Source organism: Streptomyces capoamus (assembly GCF_014654935.1).
Classification (GTDB): Bacteria; Actinomycetota; Actinomycetes; order Streptomycetales; family Streptomycetaceae; genus Streptomyces; species Streptomyces capoamus.
Genome location: NZ_BNBF01000002.1, coordinates 149,733 through 170,739, shown reverse-complemented (window position 1 = coordinate 170,739; position 21,007 = coordinate 149,733). Strand labels below are relative to the sequence as shown.

At 73.6% G+C, this 21,007-nt stretch carries 17 protein-coding genes; 15 read left to right on the top strand and 2 right to left on the bottom strand.

Features of this window, described 5'->3' with window-relative positions; translation table 11 throughout:
* The first annotated feature begins 348 nt into the window (after positions 1 to 348).
* The 4 genes from purN (at position 349) to IE312_RS04290 (ending at position 4,663) form a co-directional block, all read left to right on the top strand.
* Positions 349 to 987 carry a phosphoribosylglycinamide formyltransferase gene (gene purN, locus IE312_RS04305; protein ID WP_189978542.1) on the top strand — a complete coding sequence of 213 codons (639 nt, stop codon included), beginning with the start codon at positions 349 to 351 and terminating at the stop codon, positions 985 to 987.
* Positions 984 to 2,546, top strand: coding sequence for a bifunctional phosphoribosylaminoimidazolecarboxamide formyltransferase/IMP cyclohydrolase (gene purH / locus IE312_RS04300; RefSeq protein WP_189978540.1), 1,563 nt, complete (start codon positions 984 to 986; stop codon positions 2,544 to 2,546). The genes purN and purH overlap by 4 nt, the downstream gene beginning before the upstream one ends.
* A 186-nt stretch (positions 2,547 to 2,732) precedes the next feature.
* Positions 2,733 to 4,055, top strand: a complete 1,323-nt coding sequence (locus IE312_RS04295) for a sensor histidine kinase (protein ID WP_189978538.1) — start codon at positions 2,733 to 2,735, stop codon at positions 4,053 to 4,055.
* Complete coding sequence (locus IE312_RS04290; RefSeq protein ID WP_189978536.1) at positions 4,019 to 4,663, top strand: LuxR C-terminal-related transcriptional regulator; 645 nt, start codon at positions 4,019 to 4,021, stop codon at positions 4,661 to 4,663. The genes IE312_RS04295 and IE312_RS04290 overlap by 37 nt, the downstream gene beginning before the upstream one ends.
* Before the next feature lie 90 nt (positions 4,664 to 4,753).
* On the opposite strand, the gene IE312_RS04285 is transcribed toward IE312_RS04290, so the two are convergent.
* Positions 4,754 to 5,362, bottom strand: coding sequence for a hypothetical protein (locus IE312_RS04285; RefSeq protein ID WP_189978534.1), 609 nt, complete (start codon positions 5,360 to 5,362; stop codon positions 4,754 to 4,756).
* 236 nt (positions 5,363 to 5,598) lie between these two features.
* On the opposite strand from IE312_RS04285, the gene IE312_RS04280 reads away from it, so the two are divergent.
* The 6 genes from IE312_RS04280 to IE312_RS04255 all read left to right on the top strand — a co-directional run bounded on the left by IE312_RS04280 (position 5,599) and on the right by IE312_RS04255 (position 12,069).
* A complete protein-coding gene (locus IE312_RS04280) occupies positions 5,599 to 6,453 on the top strand; it encodes a bifunctional methylenetetrahydrofolate dehydrogenase/methenyltetrahydrofolate cyclohydrolase (RefSeq protein ID WP_189978532.1) in 855 nt (284 codons plus the stop codon).
* Positions 6,443 to 6,916 carry a DUF3017 domain-containing protein gene (locus IE312_RS04275; protein WP_189978530.1) on the top strand — a complete coding sequence of 158 codons (474 nt, stop codon included), beginning with the start codon at positions 6,443 to 6,445 and terminating at the stop codon, positions 6,914 to 6,916. Before IE312_RS04280 ends, IE312_RS04275 begins: the two co-directional genes overlap by 11 nt.
* A gap of 215 nt (positions 6,917 to 7,131) precedes the next feature.
* Positions 7,132 to 8,301 (top strand): sensor histidine kinase, encoded by a 1,170-nt coding sequence (locus IE312_RS04270; RefSeq protein ID WP_189978528.1) that lies wholly within the window; start codon positions 7,132 to 7,134, stop codon positions 8,299 to 8,301.
* Between the two features lie 33 nt (positions 8,302 to 8,334).
* Positions 8,335 to 9,000 carry a response regulator gene (locus IE312_RS04265; protein ID WP_189978525.1) on the top strand — a complete coding sequence of 222 codons (666 nt, stop codon included), beginning with the start codon at positions 8,335 to 8,337 and terminating at the stop codon, positions 8,998 to 9,000.
* Positions 9,001 to 9,101: 101 nt separating this feature from the next.
* On the top strand, positions 9,102 to 10,685 hold the full coding sequence (locus IE312_RS04260) for a helix-turn-helix domain-containing protein (protein ID WP_189978523.1): 1,584 nt from the start codon (positions 9,102 to 9,104) through the stop codon (positions 10,683 to 10,685).
* A gap of 394 nt (positions 10,686 to 11,079) precedes the next feature.
* On the top strand, positions 11,080 to 12,069 hold the full coding sequence (locus IE312_RS04255) for a malate dehydrogenase (RefSeq protein WP_189978521.1): 990 nt from the start codon (positions 11,080 to 11,082) through the stop codon (positions 12,067 to 12,069).
* Positions 12,070 to 12,297: 228 nt separating this feature from the next.
* Here IE312_RS04255 and IE312_RS04250 read toward each other — a convergent pair whose 3' ends face one another.
* On the bottom strand, positions 12,298 to 13,704 hold the full coding sequence (locus IE312_RS04250; RefSeq protein ID WP_189978519.1) for an MFS transporter: 1,407 nt from the start codon (positions 13,702 to 13,704) through the stop codon (positions 12,298 to 12,300).
* Between the two features lie 99 nt (positions 13,705 to 13,803).
* On the opposite strand from IE312_RS04250, the gene IE312_RS04245 reads away from it, so the two are divergent.
* The 5 genes from IE312_RS04245 to IE312_RS04225 form a co-directional block, all read left to right on the top strand.
* Complete coding sequence (locus IE312_RS04245; RefSeq protein WP_189978517.1) at positions 13,804 to 14,745, top strand: LysR family transcriptional regulator; 942 nt, start codon at positions 13,804 to 13,806, stop codon at positions 14,743 to 14,745.
* 249 nt (positions 14,746 to 14,994) lie between these two features.
* A complete protein-coding gene (locus IE312_RS04240) occupies positions 14,995 to 16,515 on the top strand; it encodes an aldehyde dehydrogenase family protein (protein WP_189978515.1) in 1,521 nt (506 codons plus the stop codon).
* A 132-nt stretch (positions 16,516 to 16,647) separates the two neighbouring features.
* Positions 16,648 to 18,180, top strand: coding sequence for a GMC family oxidoreductase (locus tag IE312_RS04235; protein WP_189978513.1), 1,533 nt, complete (start codon positions 16,648 to 16,650; stop codon positions 18,178 to 18,180).
* Positions 18,177 to 19,364 (top strand): quaternary amine ABC transporter ATP-binding protein, encoded by a 1,188-nt coding sequence (locus IE312_RS04230; protein WP_189978511.1) that lies wholly within the window; start codon positions 18,177 to 18,179, stop codon positions 19,362 to 19,364. The genes IE312_RS04235 and IE312_RS04230 overlap by 4 nt, the downstream gene beginning before the upstream one ends.
* On the top strand, positions 19,364 to 21,007 hold a 1,644-nt coding region (locus IE312_RS04225), incomplete at its 3' end, for an ABC transporter permease subunit (RefSeq protein WP_229899017.1). The genes IE312_RS04230 and IE312_RS04225, both read left to right, overlap by 1 nt.

The following is a 21,007-nucleotide window of genomic DNA, read 5'->3' as shown; positions in this document are numbered from 1 at the left end:
CCCCTGGGCCGGGCGCGGCGGGAACGTGAGGAGTCGCAGGCTGCGATCGGGCATGAAAAGAGCGTCTTCCCCTAGGTGGCTACGGCAGTCCGTCATGAGCTTCCACCCCGTGAACGCACCGCACGACGACCGCGTTCCCGAGGCTGCTCCTTCGTGACTCCTTGCGAACGCTACCGTCCGGCCGGACACCCGTCCCGGGGGCCCCTTCCCGAGTGCCGGTATCGTTGCTGGCGGTCGGCCGCTTCGTAGACTTCCCCGTATACCGGGACGCGAAGCATTCGTACGACCGTACAAACAGCCCGGCCGGCCGACGGCCGGACACAACGTTTCCCGAGAAAGGGCCCCACCGTGGCCGCCACCACCCCTGGCCCAGCGGTCAAGCGCCTCGTCGTGCTGGTCTCCGGTTCCGGCACCAATCTGCAGGCGCTCCTGGACGAGATCGAGCGCACCGGAGCCGAGGCGTACGGCGCGCGGATCGTCGCCGTCGGGGCGGACCGCGGCGGCATCGAGGGGCTGGCCCGCGCCGAGCGCGCGGGGATCCCCACCTTCGTCTGCAAGGTCAAGGACCACGGCTCCCGTGAGGAGTGGGACGCGGCGCTCGCCGGGGCCGTCGCCGCGTACGAGCCCGACCTCGTCGTCTCGGCCGGCTTCATGAAGATCGTCGGCAAGGAGTTCCTGGCCCGTTTCGGCGGCCGGTTCGTCAACACCCATCCGGCCCTGCTGCCCAGTTTTCCGGGGGCCCACGGGGTCCGTGACGCGCTCGCGTACGGCGCCAGGGTCACCGGCTGCACCGTCCACTTCGTCGACGACGGCGTCGACACCGGTCCGATCATCGCCCAGGGCGTGGTCGAGATCCGGGACGAGGACGACGAGAGCGCGCTGCACGAGCGCATCAAGGAAGTCGAGCGAAGGCTGCTCGTCGAGGTCGTGGGGCGGCTCGCCCGCAACGGCTATCGCATTGAGGGACGAAAGGTAGTTATCCAGTGACCGCCGAGAGCAACAAGCGGGCCATCCGTCGCGCGCTCGTCAGCGTCTACGACAAGACCGGTCTCGAGGAGCTCGCCCGCGGGCTGCACGAGGCCGGGGTGGAGCTGGTCTCCACCGGGTCCACGGCCGGCCGGATCGCCGCCGCCGGTGTCCCCGTCACCAAGGTCGAGGAGCTGACCGGCTTCCCCGAGTGCCTGGACGGCCGCGTCAAGACCCTGCACCCGAAGGTGCACGCGGGCATCCTCGCCGACCTGCGCCTGGACAGCCACCGCGAGCAGCTCGCCGAGCTGGGCGTGGAGCCGTTCGACCTGGTCGTCGTGAACCTGTACCCGTTCCGGGAGACGGTCGCCTCCGGCGCCTCCCCCGACGAGTGCGTGGAGCAGATCGACATCGGCGGCCCCTCGATGGTGCGCGCCGCCGCCAAGAACCACCCGTCCGTCGCCGTGGTCACCAGCCCGCAGCGCTACGCCGACGTGCTCGCCGCGGTGAAGGACGGCGGCTTCGACCTCGCCGCCCGCAAGCGCCTGGCCGCGGAGGCCTTCCGGCACACGGCGGAGTACGACATCGCCGTCTCCTCCTGGTTCGCCTCCTCCTACGCCCCCGTCGACGAGTCCCGCTTCCCGGACTTCCTGGGCTCCGCCTACGAGCGCAAGAACACCCTGCGCTACGGCGAGAACCCGCACCAGGACGCCGCCCTCTACGTCGACGGCACCGGCGGTCTCGCCGAGGCGGAGCAGCTGCACGGCAAGGAGATGTCGTACAACAACTACACGGACACGGACGCCGCCCGCCGTGCCGCGTACGACCACGCCGAGCCCTGCGTCGCGATCATCAAGCACGCCAACCCCTGCGGCATCGCGATCGGCGCGGACGTCGCCGAGGCGCACCGCAAGGCGCACGCCTGCGACCCGGTCTCCGCGTACGGCGGTGTGATCGCCGTGAACCGGCCGGTGAGCAAGGAGCTGGCCGAGCAGGTCGCGGAGATCTTCACCGAGGTCATCGTGGCGCCGGACTACGAGGAGGGCGCGCTGGAGGCCCTCACCAAGAAGAAGAACATCCGCGTGCTGCGCTGCCCCGACGGCCCGGCCCAGCCGGTCGAGGTCAAGCCGATCGACGGCGGCGCGCTGCTCCAGGTCACCGACCGGCTCCAGGCCGAGGGCGACGACCCGGCCCACTGGACGCTGGCCAGCGGCGAGGCGCTGTCCGCCGAGGAGCTGCGGGAGCTGGCCTTCGCCTGGAAGGCGTGCCGCGCGGTGAAGTCCAACGCGATCCTGCTCGCCAAGGACGGTGCCTCGGTCGGCGTCGGCATGGGCCAGGTCAACCGCGTCGACTCCTGCAAGCTGGCCGTCGAGCGGGCCGGCGAGGAGCGGGCCCGCGGCTCGTACGCGGCCTCCGACGCCTTCTTCCCCTTCCCCGACGGCCCGCAGATCCTCATCGACGCCGGTGTCCGGGCGATCGTCCAGCCGGGCGGCTCGATCCGTGACGAGCAGGTCGTGGAGGCCGCCAAGAAGGCGGGCGTGACCATGTACTTCACCGGCACGCGCCACTTCTTCCACTGACGGCGCGGCGCGCCCCGGCGCCCGCGCGTGGTCCCGCCCGTCGGCCGACGGGCGGGACCACGCGTGTGTGCGGGCCAGTTGCCCGCGGCCCGCTCCGAAAGGGGATTTTTTCCCACCGACTTCGCGTGCCTCCCGCCCGCACAATGAGGGCCTGAACCGGAGCACCGACCAGGGGGAGCGAGTCGTATGGAGGACCGGGTGACGCACGTCGGGGGGTTCCGGCCGCCGGAACCGGTCAGCGGTTTCTCGGTGTCCGCCGGACTGACGGCCCTGCGCCGGGCTGCGGTCCTGCACCGGATGTCGGTGGCGGCCTTCGTCCGGTCGCTGGCCGTGTGCGGTGCGGCCGGTCTGCCGGGCCCGGGACTGGGCCTGGTGCCGCGGGCCGTGCGCGGGGTGCGCGCGCTGGCCGCGCGGCAGCGGGAACTCGCCCGGCGCTGGACGGGCGTGGAGATCCCGGACCCGCCCGGACCGCTGCCGCCCGTGCCCGCGGGTTCCTCCGGTGCCGCCGCCCGCTACCGCTGGATCATGGGTGACCCGCAGACCCGGCGGGAGTACCTGTGGGTGCTCACGGACCCGGTCGCGGGCGGACTGCTGGCCTTCCTCCCGTTCGCGCTGCTCCTCAGCGGAGCGTGGGGCGTCTTCCTCGCCTTCTTCGGGGTGCAGCTGTCCGCCGAGTGGGACGGCCTCTGGTACGGCTTCGTCCCCGTCGAGGGCTGGACCACCGCGACGCTCGCCGGGGTGCTGGGCCTGCTGCAGCTGCCCCTCGCCCTGTGGGCCGCCCCACGCATCGTACGCCGGCACGCGCTGTACACCAGGGCGATGCTGGCGCCGGGCGAGAGCGAGCTGATGGCCGGCCGGATCCGGCATCTGGCCGCCACCCGCTCCGCCGCGGTGGACACGCAGATGGCGGAGATCCGCCGGATCGAACGCGACCTGCACGACGGCGCCCAGGCCCGGCTCGTGGCCATGGGCATGACCCTGGATGCGGCCGAGCGCCTGCTGGAGACCGACCCGGAGGCCGTGCGGGGCCTGCTGGCCGAGGCCCGGCAGTCGTCCTCGGCGGCGCTGGAGGAACTGCGCGACCTGGTCCGCGGCATTCACCCGCCCGTCCTCGCCGACCGCGGACTGACCGACGCGGTACGGGCGTTGGCCCTCGTCAGCCCGGTGTCCGCCGAGGTCCGCTCCGAGCTGGCCGGCCGTCCCGAGGCGCCCGTCGAGTCCGCCGCCTACTTCGCCGTGTCGGAGCTGCTCACCAACGTCGCCAAGCACGCGGGGGCCGGCCGGGCCTGGATCGACCTTCGTTACGATCACGGGATGCTCCGCATCGGCGTGACCGACGACGGGGACGGCGGCGCCGACGCCTCCCGCGGCACCGGCCTGCGGGGCATCGAGCGGCGGCTCGCCACCTTCGACGGCGTGCTGGCGGTGAGCAGTCCGGTGGGCGGCCCGACGATGGTGACGATGGAGATCCCGTGCGTGTTGTCCTCGCCGAAGACCACTTCCTGCTGAGGGACGGGCTGATCCGTCTGCTCGGGGCCTACGGCCACGAGGTGGTCGCCGCCGTCGACAACGGCCCCGACCTGCTGCGGGCGCTGGGCCGGGACCGGCCGGACATCGCGGTCGTCGACGTACGGCTGCCGCCGGACTTCACCGACGAGGGCCTGCGCGCCGTCCTGGCCGCCCGCGCGGACAGCCCGGAGCTGCCGGTGCTGCTGCTCTCCCAGTACGTGGAGCCGCTCTACGCCCGCGAGCTGCTCGTCGGCGGCGGCCGGGCCGTCGGCTATCTGCTGAAGGACCGTGTCACCAACGGCGCCCAGTTCCTCGACGCGATCGAGCGGGTGGCCGCGGGCGGTACCGCCCTGGACCCCCAGGTGGTCTCCCAGCTGCTGGCCCGCAAGGAGCGCGACGCGTCCGTCGGCAGCCTTTCGGCACGGGAACGCGAGGTCCTCGAACTCGTCGCCCAGGGCCGCTCCAACGCGGGCATCGCCCAGGCCCTGTTCGTCACCGAGAAGGCCGTCGCCAAGCACATCGGCAACATCTTCACCAAGCTGGGCCTGCACCCGGCCGACACCGACAACCGGCGCGTCCTGGCCGTCCTCGCCCACCTGGACCGGTGACCGCGTCCCGCCCGGCCCCCGGGAACACGCCGGGCCGCACCCCGTCCGGGCGGACGGGACGCGGCCCTGGGTGTGCGCGTGCCGGACGGCTCAGTACCGCGGGCGGTTGAACCAGGCGGAGGCCGAGCTGGTGACCATCGACGCGAGGATGATGCCGGCCATGGCGAGGGAGATCAGCCCGCCGAAGGTGGCGGAACCGTTCTGGCCGCTCGCCATGTTGGTGATGCCGCCGAGGATCATCAGCGCCGCGTAGACGATCGTGGTGATGCGGATGCCGCTGCCGCCGTTCTTGAACTTCACGCCCAGGAAGATCGACAGCGCGCCCAGCGCCAGCAGCAGCGCGGCGACGAGGAAGCCGAGTCCGGCCAGGCCGTCGGTGTTGTCGCCGGAGCCGACACCGTTGGACACGTCCTGGGCGGCACCGATGAGGACGCCCGCGAGCAGCCCGAACAGGATCTGGAAACCGGACAGGATGAACAGCAGCACCCGCGCGGTCTTCATCAGACCGGGCATCTCCATGGGGACGCCGTAGCCGGGCTGCCCCAGCGGCGGCGCGGCCGGGTAGCCGTAGCCGGGCTGACCCTGCGGCGGGGCGGCCGGGTAGCCGTAGCCGGGCTGGCCCTGCGGGGGCTGCGGCGGGTAGCCGGGCTGCTGGCCCTGCGGCGGGCCGTAGGGGTTGTTGGGGTCGCCAAAGCTCATGGCGGTCTTCCTCCGTTGCTCAAGTGCGGGGACGACGCGCGGCACGGTTCGGAGGAGAGTTCTACAGATGCGGTCCGTCCCCCCGGCACTGCCCGCGGCACTGTGTGCTCATCGTTCTTTAACGGGCTCTTACTTGTCCAGCCGGATACGTCAGGTGTTGTGCAAGTGCAACATCGCTGATCATGCTGTGACACCCGGATTGGAACCGGGGCCGGGTCATCCGCGAGGATGGGACCATGACCGCCCAGATTCTCGATGGCAAGGCCACCGCAGCCGCGATCAAGTCCGATCTGACCGCCCGCGTGGCGGCGCTCCGGGAGCGGGGCGTCACGCCCGGCCTCGGCACGATCCTGGTCGGGGAGGACCCCGGCAGCCAGAAGTACGTCGCCGGCAAGCACCGTGACTGCGCGCAGGTGGGCATCGCCTCCATCCAGCGCGAGCTGCCGGCCACGGCCGGACAGGAGGAGATCGAGGCGGTCGTCCGCGAGCTGAACGAGGACCCCGCCTGCACCGGCTACATCGTCCAGCTGCCGCTGCCCAAGGGCATCGACGAGAACCGCATCCTGGAACTGATGGACCCGGCCAAGGACGCCGACGGCCTGCACCCGATGAACCTGGGCCGCCTGGTGCTCAACGAGCCGGCCCCGCTGCCCTGCACCCCCAACGGCATCATCAGCCTGCTGCGCGCCCACGGCGTGGAGATGAAGGGCGCCGAGGTGGTGGTCGTCGGCCGCGGTGTCACCATCGGCCGCCCGATGCCGCTGCTGCTCACCCGGCGCAGCGAGAACGCCACCGTCACCCAGTGCCACACCGGCACCCGTGACCTCTCCGCCCACCTGAAGCGGGCCGACATCATCATCGCCGCGGCCGGTTTCCCGCATCTGATCCGCGCCGAGGACGTCAAGCCGGGTGCCGCCGTCCTGGACGTCGGTGTCTCCCGCAACGCCGAGGGCAAGATCGTCGGTGACGTCCACCCGGACGTGACCGGGGTGGCCGGCTGGATCTCCCCCAACCCCGGTGGCGTCGGCCCGATGACCCGGGCGCAGCTGCTGGTCAACGTGGTCGAGGCGGCGGAGCGCAGTGCCGGCTGAGGACGCGCGCGGGAGCGCGGAACCGACCGTCCGCGACGCGATCAGCGCCCCGGACGCCGAGGGGCGCCCGCGCCGCGTCACCCGTCGCTTCCCGCTGTTCACCAAGGACACCGCCCGCCCCGAGGGCGGCGGCCGGGCTGCGGCCGGCGACGCCCCGGCGCCCGCCCGCCAGTGGCCGCTGCTCGTGGTGCTGTCGGCGGTCGCCCTCGGCCTGCTGCTGACGGCGCTCGACATGATCCGTGCGGGCACCCTGCTGATCGGCGCCGCGCTGCTGGCCGGCGCGGTCCTGCGCTGGATGCTGCCCGGCGTCGGCATGCTCGCCGTCCGCTCCCGGTTCACCGACATCGTCACCTACGGCGTCCTGGGCCTGGTCATCTCCCTGCTGGCGCTGATGATCCAGCCCGACCCGCTGCTGAAGATGCCGTTCCTGAAGGACATCCTGCACTTCACGGTCAGCAAGTAGCGTCCCCTGAACGGCCGGTGGCCCGCGTCTCCCCCGGGGACGCGGGCCACCGTCGTCCCCCCTGCCCCGACGCTACGGCCGTGCGACGCGCACCGCCTCCGTCCCCGGGCCGAACCTCCTCACCCCCGGTGGGTGCAGCCGGCCGGACGCTGCAACTTCCGCGGTACCGCGCCCGGTTGACTTCGCGGTACCGCCGTGGGCGTTACCCTGCGGCGATGCGACTGAGGACCCCCCGCCCGCTGGTCGTGGACACGCTGATCGCGGTGGCCATGGCCGTGGTGGCCGTCCTGCTCGGAGGGGAGTCCCGGTCGCAGGGCTGGCCGGAACTCGACGCCCGGGCCTACGTCCTCATCGCCTTCGCCCATCTCCCGGTCGCCCTGCGCGGCCGCCACCCCCTCGTCGTCTTCGCCGTCATCGAGGCCGCCGCGGTCGGCTTCGTCAGCCTCGGCTACTGGCCGGTGGTGTGCACGTTCGGCGCCATGCTCGCCCTGTACACCGTGGCCTCCGTCCGCCCGCTGCGCACCGCCCTGGCCTGCGCCGGCTGCCTGGCCGCGCTCTGGGTGTACGCCGGTGCGGTCAGCCACAGCCCGTCCATGGCGTCCGTGCTCGGCCAGGCCCTGCTGTACTGCTCGGTGCTCGTCTGGTTCGGGCACCTGGCCCGGCGGACCGCCGAACTCACCCGGCGGCTGCGGGCCGAGCAGGCCGAGCGGGCCCGGCGCGCGGTCGCCGAGGAACGCGGCCGGATCGCCCGCGAGCTGCACGACGTCGTCGCCCACCACATGTCGGTCATCTCCGTGCAGGCCGGACTCGCCCGGTTCGTCTTCGACTCCGACCCGGGGAAGGCGCGCGGGGCGCTCGGCACCATAGCGGACACCAGCGGCGAGGCCCTGGAGGAACTGCGCCGCATGCTCCAGGTGCTGCGCGAGGAGGACCCCGAGGCGCCCGAGCGGGCCCCCATGCCCACCCTGGCCCGGCTCGGCGAACTGGTGGACCGGGTCCGCGGCGGCGGCCTGCCCGTGGACCTCGCCGTCACGGGCACCGCCCGCCCGCTGCCGCCCGGCGTCGAACTGTGCGCCTACCGCGTCGTCCAGGAGGCCCTCACCAACGCCCTCAAGCACGCCGGGCCCGCACACGCGCGCGTGGAACTGCAGTACGGGCCGCATGAGCTGACCGTCCGCGTCACCGACGACGGCGAGGGGGCGGATCCGGCCAGAGTGCCGACAGGCAGTGGCCACGGCTTGATTGGCATGCGGGAGCGGGCCAAGCTCTACGGGGGGACGATCTCGGTCGGCCCCCGCTCCGGGGGCGGCTACGAGGTGCGGCTGGCCCTGCCGACGTCCGCCGCCGAACGCGGCCGCGGGGGCGCCGCGGAGGCGGAGCGGTGAGGCAGGCGCACGGCGGGGGGACGACCGTACGGCATGACCAGAGTGCTCGTCGTGGACGACCAGTTCCTCATCCGCGCCGGTCTCGTCGGGCTGCTCGACGCCGCGCCCGGCTTCGAGGTGGTGGGTGAGGCGGCGGACGGCGAGGAGGCCGTACGGCTCGCCGCCGAGACCCGGCCCGACGTCGTCCTCATGGACATCCGGATGCCCGGCGTCAACGGCATCGAGGCCACCGAACGGATCCTCGCGCAGGCCGCCGACCGCCCGCCCCGGGTCCTGGTGCTGACCACCTTCGACCTGGACGAGTACGTGTACGGGGCACTGCGCGCCGGCGCCTCCGGGTTCCTGCTTAAGGACTCCGGCCCCGAGCGGCTGCTGGCTGCGGTCACGGCGGTCGACGGCGGTGACGCCCTGTTCGCCCCCAGTGTCACCCGGCGCCTGGTGGAGGCCTTCGCCCGCCGGCAGCAGCCCGCCGACACCCCGCCGCCGCCCGACCTGGGCGTGCTCACCTCCCGCGAGGTGCAGGTCCTCAGGCTGACCGCCCGCGGCCTGTCCAACCTGGAGATCGCCGACCGCCTCTACATCAGCGAGGCCACCGTCAAGACCCACCTCAACCGCACCATGAGCAAGCTCGACCTCGGCAGCCGGGCGCAGGCGGTGGTGCTGGCGTACGAGACGGGCCTGGTCACCCCGGGCGGCTGACCCCCGGCTCCGGTGCGTTGCCCCGCGCGGAACTGGGATCCTTGGTCTGCGCGGAACGCGCGGCACGGAACACGGGGGAAGAGGGGAAGAGGGGGTAGGCGATGCCTCGCTGGAAGGCCCTGCCGGAGGATCTGGAACCGCAGATCGAGCAATTCGCCGTCCGCTTGCGGCGGTTGGTGGACGACAGCGGTCTGAGCATCGCGGCACTGGCCGAGCGCACGGGCTACGGCAGGACGTCCTGGGAACGCTACCTGGACGGCCGGCTCCTCGCGCCCAAGGGCGCGGTCATCGCCCTCGCCGAGGCCACCGGCGGCGACCCCGGCCGTCTGACCACCCTGTGGGAGGCGGCCGAACGCGCCTGGACGCGGGCGGAGCCACGCCACGACCGCACACTGACCGAGGCCCGCATCACGGAGGCCCGCGCGGCACTGGGCGACCTGGCGACGGCACCGGAGCCCGCCGGGGACACGGCCGGCGGACCGGGCAAGGAGCCGGCGTCCGACGGTACGGCCGCGGGCCGGCCGGGCGGTGCGTCCGCGGGGGCGGCCGGTCGTGCGGCCGGTGGTGGTTCCGCCAGGGTGGCCGGGGGGACCGGCGGGGAGCCGGCCGGCGGTGCGCAGGCGCGTCCGGCCGGCGGCACGGCACCGGGGGCAGCCCCCGGTACGGCCGGCGGCACGGCACCGGGGGCCGCTCCCGGTACGGCCGCGGGCGCGGGCGGCCGTAAGCGCCTTTCGTTGGCCAAGCGTGGCGGCGGAGGTGCCGTCGGCGCCCCGCCGGCGATCCCTGCTCCGTCGGCGATACCCGCCCCACCAGCGATACCCGCCCCGCCGGCGGATCCGGGTGACGGCGTCCAGGACAGCGTGCCGCCCGGATGGCCGGCCGCCCGCACGGCCACGGCCTCCGGCGGGGGCACCGGTTCCCGTACCGTCTCCGACGGCGCCGGTGAGCCTCCCAAGAACTCCTGGGGACTGGCCGGTTACCGGGGCCCGTCCAAGGCGACCGCCCGCCCCGGGAACCGGCCGCCCACCGGGCCGGCCGAGCCCTTCTGCGCCGACGCCAGGTCCCAGGCGGGCACCCCCGCCGGACCTGTCCGGGTCCCCGGCCCCGCCACCCCGGCCCCGGGCACGCCCGCCCCCGGCGGCACCGACCCCCGGCAGGCACCTCCCGCGTCCGCCGCCGCACGCCGGTCCGCGCGGCGGCAGCAGGTCGTGATGTTCTTCGCGGGGCTGGTCGGCGTGGGGGCACTCATCGCCGGGGCCTTCGTCCTCATGCACGGGGACGGGGCGGGGCGCGGGGGCAAGGGGGCCGGGTCGCCCTCCCCGTCGGCGTCGGCGCGGACGAGCCCGCCCCCCGGTGTGCGGTGCGCCGGAGCCGCCTGCACCGGCAAGGACGCGGAGGCGATGGGGTGCAGCGGCGAGCTGGTGACGACCGCCAAGACCGCCACCGTGGGGACGACCACCCTGGAGGTCCGCTACAGCAAGGTGTGCGGCACCGCGTGGGGCCGGATCACCGGCGGGTCGCCGGGGGACACCGTACGGGTCTCGGTGGGCAAGGTCCGCCTGACGGGCGACATCACGGCCGCCGGGGACACCATCGGGTACACCCCGATGATCGCCGTACGGAACCCGGCCCAGGCCAGGGCCTGCGCGACGCTCGCCACGGGACAGACGGGCTGCACGGAATGACGGGCCGCACGGCCTGAGGGAGAGGAAGGCCGCACGGCCTGGAGGAGGGGAAAAAAGCAGGACGGGGAGATTCCGGTGGGGTGGCATGGCGGGCCCGCATCCTGGGCACGCGAACCGTAACCCCCACGGGAGTCCGGTACACGGGACCCCCCACCGGCGGCCGTACCCGTCCCCCTCTCCCGGACGGGCGGCCGCCCCTTCGTGGCCGCCCGTGCCGCGGCCGGGAAGGCGATACCTCCCCGCTGATCCCCTTGTGGGGTGAGCCACACGGCCCCGGACGTCTCACCTGTCGGATGCGCGATAGCCTGACCGCTGGATCTGTCTTGATGCCAAGAGATCGATCATCCGCCCGGGGCGGGGACGCCCCACCGCCAGCTGTCATACGGAGAACGCCATGACCCGCACTCCCGTGAACGTCACCGTCACCGGCGCGGCCGGCCAGATCGGTTACGCCCTGCTCTTCCGCATCGCCTCCGGCCAGCTGCTCGGCGCGGACGTGCCGGTCAAGCTGCGCCTGCTGGAGATCACCCCGGCCCTGAAGGCCGCCGAGGGCACGGCGATGGAGCTGGACGACTGCGCCTTCCCGCTGCTCCAGGGCATCGAGATCACCGACGACCCGAACGTCGCCTTCGACGGCGCCAACGTAGCCCTCCTGGTCGGCGCCCGCCCGCGCACCAAGGGCATGGAGCGCGGTGACCTGCTGGAGGCCAACGGCGGCATCTTCAAGCCGCAGGGCAAGGCCATCAACGACCACGCCGCGGACGACATCAAGGTCCTCGTCGTCGGCAACCCGGCCAACACCAACGCGCTCATCGCGCAGGCCGCCGCGCCGGACGTCCCCGCCGAGCGCTTCACCGCGATGACCCGCCTCGACCACAACCGCGCGCTCACCCAGCTCGCGAAGAAGACGGGCTCGACGGTCGCCGACATCAAGCGCCTGACCATCTGGGGCAACCACTCCGCCACCCAGTACCCGGACATCTTCCACGCCACCGTCGCCGGCAAGAACGCCGCCGAGACCGTGAACGACGAGAAGTGGCTGGCCGAGGACTTCATCCCGACCGTCGCCAAGCGCGGCGCCGCCATCATCGAGGCCCGCGGTGCCTCGTCGGCCGCCTCCGCCGCCAACGCCGCCATCGACCACGTGCACACCTGGGTCAACGGCACCGCCGAGGGCGACTGGACCTCCATGGGCATCCCGTCGGACGGCTCCTACGGCGTCCCGGAGGGCCTGATCTCCTCCTTCCCGGTCACCACGAAGAACGGCACGTACGAGATCGTCCAGGGCCTGGACATCAACGAGTTCTCCCGCGCCCGCATCGACGCCTCCGTCCAGGAGCTGGTGGAGGAGCGCGAGGCGGTCCGCGGCCTCGGCCTCATCTGATCCGGCGTCCGCCCGATCCGACGTGGTGTCACCCGGCGCCGGTGCGCTATAGTTGATCACGCACTGGCCGCCGGGAAACCGGCACCAGGTGATGCGTTGGTGGTCCAAGGAAAGACGCCCCGCTTCCTGCGGGGAGATGCAGGTGCAAGGCCTGCCCGGCGCTCCGCACACGAGGCCCCTTCCCGCAACGGCGGGAGGGGGCCTCGTCGTCTGCGCCCGAATTCCCGTTCAGGAGTGCGGCACCGGCTCCTTGGCCGCCGCCGGGTCCGGTGCCGTGCGGGACGCGCGGCTACCGCCGGGGCGGTAGCCCGTCACCACCGCCGCCGTCGCCAGCAGGACCACCGCGCCGACGGTGCGCAGCGCCGGACCCATCCCGCTCGCGAAGTCGGCGTGGCCGGCCAGGGCCGTGCCGGCGACCGCGACTCCGAGGGCCGCGCCGATCTCCCGTGCCGAGGTGCCGAGTCCGGCGCCGAGCCCCGCCCGGTGCGGCGGGAGGGAGACCACCACACCCAGGGTGAGGGCCGGCATGGCGAGGCCGGCGCCCGTCGAGATGACCAGCAGCCAGCACGCGTACAGCGCGTACGGCGTGTGCGCGTCCGCCGTGGACGCGGCCAGCAGGCCCAGGCCGATCAGCGCGAGCCCGGTGCCGACGACCGGGCGCGGACGTGCCGACCAGCGGGCCGCGAACCTGGGGACCAGGGCCATGCCGACGATGAGCGGCACGATCGCCACCCCGGTCACCGCGGGCTCGAACCCCTTGACCTCCTGCAGGTACTGGGCGTTGACGAAGAACAGCGCGAACAGCCCGAAGAATCCGGTCGCCAGGCCCAGGGTCGTCGCGCGCAGTCCGCCGGAGCGGAAGACGCGCGGGTCGAACAGCGGGGCGCGGGAGCGCAGGGCGTGCACGGTGAACGCCGCCACCAGCAGGGCGCCGACGCCGAACGCGGACAGGATGCGCGCCGACGTCCAGCCGTGGCCGGGGCCCTCGATGATGCCGAAGAGCACGGCCACCAGGCCGGCGGTGAGCAGCAGGGTGCCGACGGGGTCCGGGCTGCCGTGCGCGGAGCGGGCGGTGCGCGGGGTGGTCACGGCCACGGCGGCGGCGAGGACGGCGGCCAGCGGCACCATCGCGGCGAACAGCGCCCGCCAGGACAGGTACTGGCCGACCAGGCCGCCGCCCAGGTTGCCCGCCATGCCGCCCAGTCCGATGGCCAGCGTCCAGGACGCCATCGCCTGGGCCCGGCGCTCGGGCCCGGCCAGTTGCACCAGGATCGACATCGTGGCCGGGGTGATCAGCGCGGCCCCGGCCCCGGACAGGCCCCGGCCGGCGATCAGCACCGCGGGGTCGGGGGCGAGCGCGCTGGTCGCGGCGCCCGCGGCGAACAGGGCGAGGCCGGCGAGCAGGGCGCCCTTGCGGCCGTGCCGGTCGCCGAGCGCGCCGGCCGGGATCAGCAGGCCCGCGAAGACGATGACGTAGGCGTCGACCGTCCACAGGATGTCGGTGTGCGAGGGGTGCAGGGCGGACGAAGTCAGTTGCGGGATCAGCAGGTTGATGGCGGCGACCATGCTCTGCGCGACCAGCACGCAGGCGCACAGGGTCAGCAGGGTCGGACGTTTCAGGGCGTGCGCGGGCACGGCTCCTCCTGGGAGCTGGTGGTGGTGTGGGGTGCGCCCTCACCGTAGGCTCACCATCGACCTGTCTTCCAGTGCAACCTTCGCAAGGAACACCTGCACATGACGCAATCCACGGGCCTGGACCTCAACCTGCTGGTCGCGCTCGACGTGCTGCTGGAGGAGGAGAGCGTGCAGGGCGCCGCCCGCCGGCTGCACCTGTCCGAGCCGGCGATGAGCCGCACCCTGGGCCGGATCCGCAAGGCGCTCGGGGACCCGGTGCTGGTGCGCGCCGGCCGCCGGATGGTGCCGACCCCGCACGCGCTGGCCGTCCGGGCCGAGGTCGGCGCGGTGGTGGAGCGGGCCCGCGCCCTGTTCGCGCCGAACCGGGACACCGACGTGCGCACGGTCACCCGCACCTTCACGATCATGGGCCACGACGCGATCGCCGCCACGCACGGCGCCGCCCTGTTCGCCCGCGCCGCCCGTGAGGCCCCCGGCATCCGGCTGCGCTTCCTGAGCGAGAGCCACGTCGACGCCCCGTTCCTGCGTCAGGGCACCGCCGACCTGGAGGTGGGGGTGATCGACTCGGTCGCGCCCGAGGTGCGGGTGGAGACGGTGCGCGAGGACCGCATGCTGGGCGTCGTACGGCCCGGGCACCCGCTCCTGGACGGGGAGGTGACGCCCGAGCGGTTCGCCGGGGCGGCGGGGCACCTGATCGTGTCCCGGCGCGGCAGGCAGCGCGGGCCGGTGGACGACGCCCTCGCCGAACTCGGTCTGGAGCGCAAGGTGGTGGGGAGCGTCGGCACCTATCCGGCCTCGCTGTTCGTGCTGCGCGAGACCAACCTGATCGGGCTGGTCAGCCAGTGGGGCCGGTCGCTCGCCGACACCCTCGGCCTGGTGACCTTCGAGGTCCCGCTGCGGCTGCCCGCGGTGCGGCTGGGCTTCGCCTGGCACCCGCGCCACGACGCCGATCCGGCCCACGCCTGGCTGCGCGGCTGTGTGCGGGAGCTGATGACGGACGCGTCAGCCGTGGCGCGGTCCTGCCGGCCCGGTCCCCTCTGACCGGCCCCGACCGGCCGGTGCGAACGGTCCAGTGTGAGGTACGCGACATCCCGCACCTCCGTGATCGCCCCGACCACCCCTCTGTGACGCAGTTTTGTCCTTTTTCGACCGAGTTTTCAGTGACGCGGCGCACTTTCGGTCATCGATTGCGCATGCAACGCGGAAGCCTTGGGCAGGCGGCGACGGTCCCCACGCGAGACACCCGTGTGACGCAGGGGCACCGAACAGGAACGGAAGGCGACACCGATCATGCCGCACAGAACGGAACGACAGGCCCGGGCAACCATCCATGCGGGCGGCGAATGGCTGGAAGCCATCTTCGGCGCCACCCGCGAGATCCTCGACCCCGCGGACGCCAGCCCCTTCGCCGTCGTCGCCGACGGTGACGAGAAGGACGCGGAGCGCGCGATCGCCGCCGCCCGCGAGGCCTTCGACCAGGGCACCTGGCCGCACACCCCGGCCGCCGAGCGTGCCGCCCTGCTGCGCCGCGTCGCCGACCTCCTGGTGCGCGACCGCGAGGAACTCGGCCTGCTGGAGAGCCGGGACGCGGGCAAGACCGCCGAGGAGGGCCGCGTCGACATCGACTGCGTCGCCGACGCGTTCCGCTACTTCGCCGACCTCGTCGCCGCCGAGGCCCCCGGCCGAGTGGTCGACGCGGGCTCGCCCGACATCCACAGCGTGGTCGTGCACGAACCCGTCGGCGTCTGCGCGCTGATCACCCCCTGGAACTACCCCCTGCTCCAGGCCAGCTGGAAGATCGCCCCGGCGCTCGCCGCCGGCAACACCTTCGTGATCAAGCCCAGCGAGATCACCCCGATGACGACGATCGCGCTGATCGACCTGCTGGCCGAGGCCGGCCTGCCCGCCGGCGTGGCCAACCTCGTCACCGGCCCCGGCCACACCGTGGGCGCCCGGCTCGCCGAGCACCCCGACGTCGACCTGGTCTCCTTCACCGGCGGACTGGTCAGCGGCACCAAGGTCGCACAGGCCGCCGCGCCCACCGTCAAGAAGGTCGCCCTCGAACTCGGCGGCAAGAACCCCAATGTGGTCTTCGCCGACGCCTGCGCCACCGAGGAGGGCTTCGACACCGCCGTCGACCAGGCCCTGAACGCGGCCTTCATCCACAGCGGCCAGGTCTGCTCGGCCGGTGCCCGCCTCATCGTCGAGGAGTCCGTCCGCGAGCGCTTCGTCGCCGAACTCGCCCGCCGCGCGGCGCGGATACGCCTGGGCCGCGGCACCGAGGAGGGCGTCGAGTGCGGCCCGCTCGTCTCCGAGCAGCAGCGCGCCAAGGTCGAGGCGTACGTCGCCTCCGCGCTGGCGGAGGGTGCCGTGCTGCGCTGCGGCGGCAAGCGGCCCGAACCGTCGCCGCAGCGCCCCGAGGCGGGCTACTTCTACGAGCCGACCGTCCTCGACGCCTGCCACCGCGAGATGAAGGTCGTCCGTGAGGAGGTCTTCGGCCCGGTCCTCACCGTCGAGACCTTCCGCACCGAGGACGAGGCGGTGTTCCTCGCCAACGACACCGAGTACGGCCTCGCCGGCGGTGTCTGGACCAGCGACCCGGGCAAGGCCCGCCGCGTCGCCGGCCGGCTGCGCCACGGCACCGTCTGGATCAACGACTTCCACCCCTACCTGCCGCAGGCGGAATGGGGCGGCTTCGGCAGGAGCGGCACCGGCCGCGAGCTGGGCCCCGCCGGACTCGCCGAGTACCGCGAGACCAAGCACGTCTACCAGAACCTCGCCCCGAAGCCCGTCCGCTGGTTCGCCGGCTGACCCCGAGCCGGCCGACCCCGGACCGGCCGACCCCGGACCGGCCGACCCCGGACCGGACCCGTCAGCCGGCCGGCCCCGAGCCGGCCGGCCCCCGACCCCACCGTCCTGGAACACCCCCGGAGTAGTACCCCCATGTCCCACACCCCCCATGTCTACGACTACGTCGTCATCGGCGGCGGCACCGCGGGATCCGTCATCGCCTCCCGCCTCACCGAGAACCCGGACGTCACCGTCGCCGTCATCGAGGGCGGCCCGAGCGACGTCGACCGTGACGACGTCCTCACCCTGCGCCGCTGGATGGGCCTGCTCGGCGGCGAACTCGACTACGACTACCCCACGGTGGAACAGCCCCGCGGCAACTCCCACATCCGGCACAGCCGCGCCCGCGTCCTCGGCGGCTGCTCCTCGCACAACACCCTCATCTCTTTCAAGCCCCTGCCCTCGGACTGGGACGAGTGGGAGGCCGCCGGCGCCAAGGGCTGGGGCGCCGTCCCCATGGAGGCCTACTTCGCCCGTCTGAAGAACAACATCGTCTCCGTCGACGAGAAGGACCGGAACGCCATCGCCCGCGACTTCGTCGACGCCGCCCGGTCGGCACTCGGGGTACCCAAGGTCGAGGGCTTCAACCGCAAGCCCTTCACCGAAGGCGTCGGATTCTTCGACCTCGCCTACCACCCCGAGAACAACAAGCGGTCCTCGGCGTCGGTGGCGTACCTGCACCCGGTGATGGACGAGCGGCCCAACCTCACGATCCTGCTGGAGACCTGGGCGTACAAGCTGGAACTGGACGGCACCCGCGCCGAGGGCGTGCACGTGCGCACCAAGGACGGCGAGGAACTGCTGATCCGCGCCCGCAACGAGGTCGTGCTGTGCGCGGGCGCCGTCGACTCCCCGCGGCTGCTGCTGCACTCGGGCATCGGCCCCGCGCAGGACCTCCGGGCGCTCGGCATCCCCGTCGTGCACGACCTGCCGGGCGTCGGCGAGAACCTGCTCGACCACCCCGAGTCGGTCATCGTCTGGGAGACCGACGGGCCGATCCCGGAGAACTCCGCGATGGACTCCGACGCGGGCCTGTTCGTCCGCCGCGACCCGGCGAGCCCGGGCCCGGACCTGATGTTCCACTTCTACCAGATCCCGTTCACCGACAACCCGGAGCGGCTGGGCTACGAACGCCCGCGGTACGGCGTCTCCATGACCCCGAACATCCCCAAGCCCAGGAGCCGCGGCCGCCTCTACCTGACCAGCGCCGACCCGTCCGTGAAGCCCGCGCTGGACTTCCGGTACTTCACCGACGAGGAGGACTACGACGCCCGGACCCTGGTCGACGGCATCCGCCTCGCCCGCGAGGTCGCCCGGACCGAACCCCTCGCCGGCTGGCTCAAGCGCGAGGTGTGCCCCGGCCCGGAGATCCTCGGCGACGCCGAGCTGAGCGAGTACGCCCGCAAGGTCGCGCACACCGTCTACCACCCGGCCGGCACCTGCAAGATGGGCGCCGCCGACGACGAACTCGCCGTGGTCGACCCGGAGCTGAGGATCCGCGGTCTCGACGGCATTCGCATCGCCGACGCGTCCGTCTTCCCCACCATGACCGCCGTCAACCCGATGATCGGGGTGCTCATGGTCGGGGAGAAGGCCGTCGACCTTATCGGAGGTGACCCCCGATGACTCTCACCGTTCCCACGCGCAAGCCCCCCACCACCGGCGACCCGGTCTTCTCGGTGTCCGGCCTGTGGAAGGTCTTCGGACCCAAGCCGGAGCGCATCCCCGCCGACCCCGAGCTGGCCGCGCTCGACCCCGCCGAACTGCGCTCCCGCACCGGCTGCACCGCCGCCGTCCGGGACGTCTCCTTCGACGTCCGCAAGGGCGAGGTCTTCGTCGTCATGGGCCTGTCCGGCTCCGGCAAGTCCACCCTCGTCCGCTGCCTGACCCGCCTGATCGAACCGACCGCCGGCACGATCTCCATCGACGGCGAGGACGTCCGCGCGATGGACCGGGCCCGGCTGCGCGAACTGCGCCGGCACCGGGCCGCCATGGTCTTCCAGCACTTCGGCCTGCTCCCGCACCGCACGGTCCTCGACAACGTCGCCTACGGCCTGGAGATCCAGGGCGTCGGCCGGTCCGAACGCCGTGAGCGGGCCGCCGAGTTCGTCGCCAAGGTCGGCCTGGAAGGCATGGAGAAGCGCCGCCCCGGCCAGCTGTCCGGCGGCCAGCGCCAGCGCGTCGGCCTGGCCCGCGCGCTCGCCGTGGACCCCGAGGTGCTGCTGTTCGACGAGCCGTTCAGCGCGCTGGACCCGCTCATCCGGCGCGACATGCAGGAAGAGGTGGCCCGCCTGCACCGCGAGGAGGGCCGCACGATGGTCTTCATCACCCACGACCTCTCCGAGGCCCTCAGGCTCGGCGACCGCATCGCCCTCATGCGCGACGGCCGCGTCGTCCAGCTCGGCACCCCCGAGGAGATCGTCGGCTCCCCGGCCGACGACTACGTCCGCGCGTTCGTCCGGGACGTCCCGCGCGAGCAGGTGATGACGGTGGGTACCGCCATGCGCCCGGCCGCCGCCGGCGAGACGGCCGAGGGCCCCGCGGTGCGCCCCGAGGCCACGGTGGCGGAGGCCATCGAGGCGGTGGCCCGCGCGGGCACCCCGGCGCGCGTCATGGACCACGGCCGCTGCCTGGGCGTGGTCGACCACGAGCAGCTGCTCGGCGTGGTGGCGGGCGTGGACACCGATGCCGCACCCCCGGCCGCCGCGGACACCGGGGCCGCCCCGGCGCCCGTCGCGGAGGAAGCGGTCCCCGCCCAGCGCCGGCGGGCGAACCCGTCCGGCCCCCGGACCACCCCGGAGGCCGTCTGATGGCAACGCTCAGCATCCCGGCCCTGCGCACCGGCACCCCCCGCGTCCTCAAGAGCCGCGCCGCGGGCAAGCTCCTGCTGCTCGCCCTCGTCGCCGCGGTCCTGGCCCCCTGGGCCGCCGCCCACTGGCCCGGCACCGGCTGGCCCCACCAGCTGACGGTCCACGTGGACAAGCCCCTCACCTCGGCCAGCGACTGGGTCATCGACAACCGGGACAGCCACCCGCTGTTCCTGTACTTCTTCGGCTACATCAGCAACGCCGTCATCCTGGCCGTCCGCGGGGTCTACCTCGCCCTCCTCGCCGCGGGCTGGGCCGGCGTCACCGCCCTGGGCGCGCTCACCGCCTGGCGCCTGGGCGGCGCCCGCCTGGCCGCCGGCACCGCGGTCGCGTTCCTGGCCTGCGGCGCGCTCGGCATGTGGGTCCCGACCATGCAGACCCTCGCGCTCATGGTCGTGGCGGTCCTCGCGTCCGTCGCCGTCGGCGCGCTGCTCGGCCTGGGCGCCGGCCTCTCCGACCGCCTCGACCGCGCCCTGCGCCCGGTCCTGGACACCATGCAGGTGCTCCCGGCCTTCGCCTACCTCCTCCCCGTCGTCCTGGTCTTCGGCATCGGTGTCCCCGCGGCCGTCCTCGCCACCGTCGTGTACGCCGCCCCGCCGATGGCCCGCCTCACCGCGCTCGGCCTGCGCGGTGCCGACCCCGAAGTCCTGGAGGCCGTGGAGTCGCTCGGCGCCACCCGCCGCCAGCGGCTGCTGACCGCGCGCATCCCGCTGGCCCGCAAGGAGCTCCTCCTCGGCCTCAACCAGACGATCATGATGGCGCTGTCCATGGCCGTGATCGCCGCCGTCATCGGCGCCGGCGGCCTCGGCGACCGCGTCTACCAGGCGCTCGCCTCGGTCGACGTCGGCGCCGCCCTCGCGGCCGGCGTCCCGATCGTGCTGCTCGCCGTGGTCCTGGACCGCGTGACCGCCGCCGCCGGGGACGGGGTGACGCGCACCCGGACCATCGGCTGGCCGTACGCCCTCGCCGTCACCGTGGCCGCCGCCCTCGTCGCCCGCCTGCTGGGCGCGCCGGACTGGCCCGCCGGCTGGTCCCTGGACATCGCCGCGCCGGTGAACCGCGCCGTCGACTGGATGACCGCCCACCTCTACTCCGGCGTCCCCGTGATCGGCGGCACCGCGGACTGGGCGGGCCACTTCACCACCTGGGTCCTGGACCCGGTCCGGGACGGCCTGCAGTGGCTGCCCTGGTGGTCGGTGCTGCTGATCGTGGCCGCGCTGGCCTGGCTGATCGGCACCTGGCGCACCGCGCTGACCGCCGTCCTCGCCATGGCCGCGATCGGTGTGCTCGGTGTGTGGGAACCGTCGCTGGACACCCTCTCCCAGGTGCTGGCCGCCGTCGCCGTCACCCTCGTCCTCGGCTTCGCGACCGGTATCGCCGCGGCCCGCAGCGACCGCGTCGAGCGTGCCCTGCGGCCGGTCCTGGACGTCTTCCAGACCATGCCGCAGTTCGTGTACCTGATCCCGGTCGTCGCCCTGTTCGGCGTCGGCCGTGCCCCGGCCGTCGCCGCGGCCGTCGTCTACGCCCTGCCGGCCGTCGTCCGGATCACCGCTCAGGGCCTGCGCCAGGTCGACCAGGCCGCGCTG

Coding starts and splice junctions, on each gene's coding strand:
- IE312_RS04295 (WP_189978538.1), top strand. CDS start 2,733: ATGGAGGACCGGGTGACGCACGTCGGGGGGTTCCGGCCGCCGGAACCG.
- IE312_RS04285 (WP_189978534.1), bottom strand. CDS start 5,362: ATGAGCTTTGGCGACCCCAACAACCCCTACGGCCCGCCGCAGGGCCAG.
- IE312_RS04280 (WP_189978532.1), top strand. CDS start 5,599: ATGACCGCCCAGATTCTCGATGGCAAGGCCACCGCAGCCGCGATCAAG.
- IE312_RS04270 (WP_189978528.1), top strand. CDS start 7,132: ATGCGACTGAGGACCCCCCGCCCGCTGGTCGTGGACACGCTGATCGCG.
- IE312_RS04265 (WP_189978525.1), top strand. CDS start 8,335: ATGACCAGAGTGCTCGTCGTGGACGACCAGTTCCTCATCCGCGCCGGT.
- IE312_RS04260 (WP_189978523.1), top strand. CDS start 9,102: ATGCCTCGCTGGAAGGCCCTGCCGGAGGATCTGGAACCGCAGATCGAG.
- IE312_RS04255 (WP_189978521.1), top strand. CDS start 11,080: ATGACCCGCACTCCCGTGAACGTCACCGTCACCGGCGCGGCCGGCCAG.
- IE312_RS04245 (WP_189978517.1), top strand. CDS start 13,804: ATGACGCAATCCACGGGCCTGGACCTCAACCTGCTGGTCGCGCTCGAC.
- IE312_RS04240 (WP_189978515.1), top strand. CDS start 14,995: ATGCCGCACAGAACGGAACGACAGGCCCGGGCAACCATCCATGCGGGC.
- IE312_RS04235 (WP_189978513.1), top strand. CDS start 16,648: ATGTCCCACACCCCCCATGTCTACGACTACGTCGTCATCGGCGGCGGC.
- IE312_RS04230 (WP_189978511.1), top strand. CDS start 18,177: ATGACTCTCACCGTTCCCACGCGCAAGCCCCCCACCACCGGCGACCCG.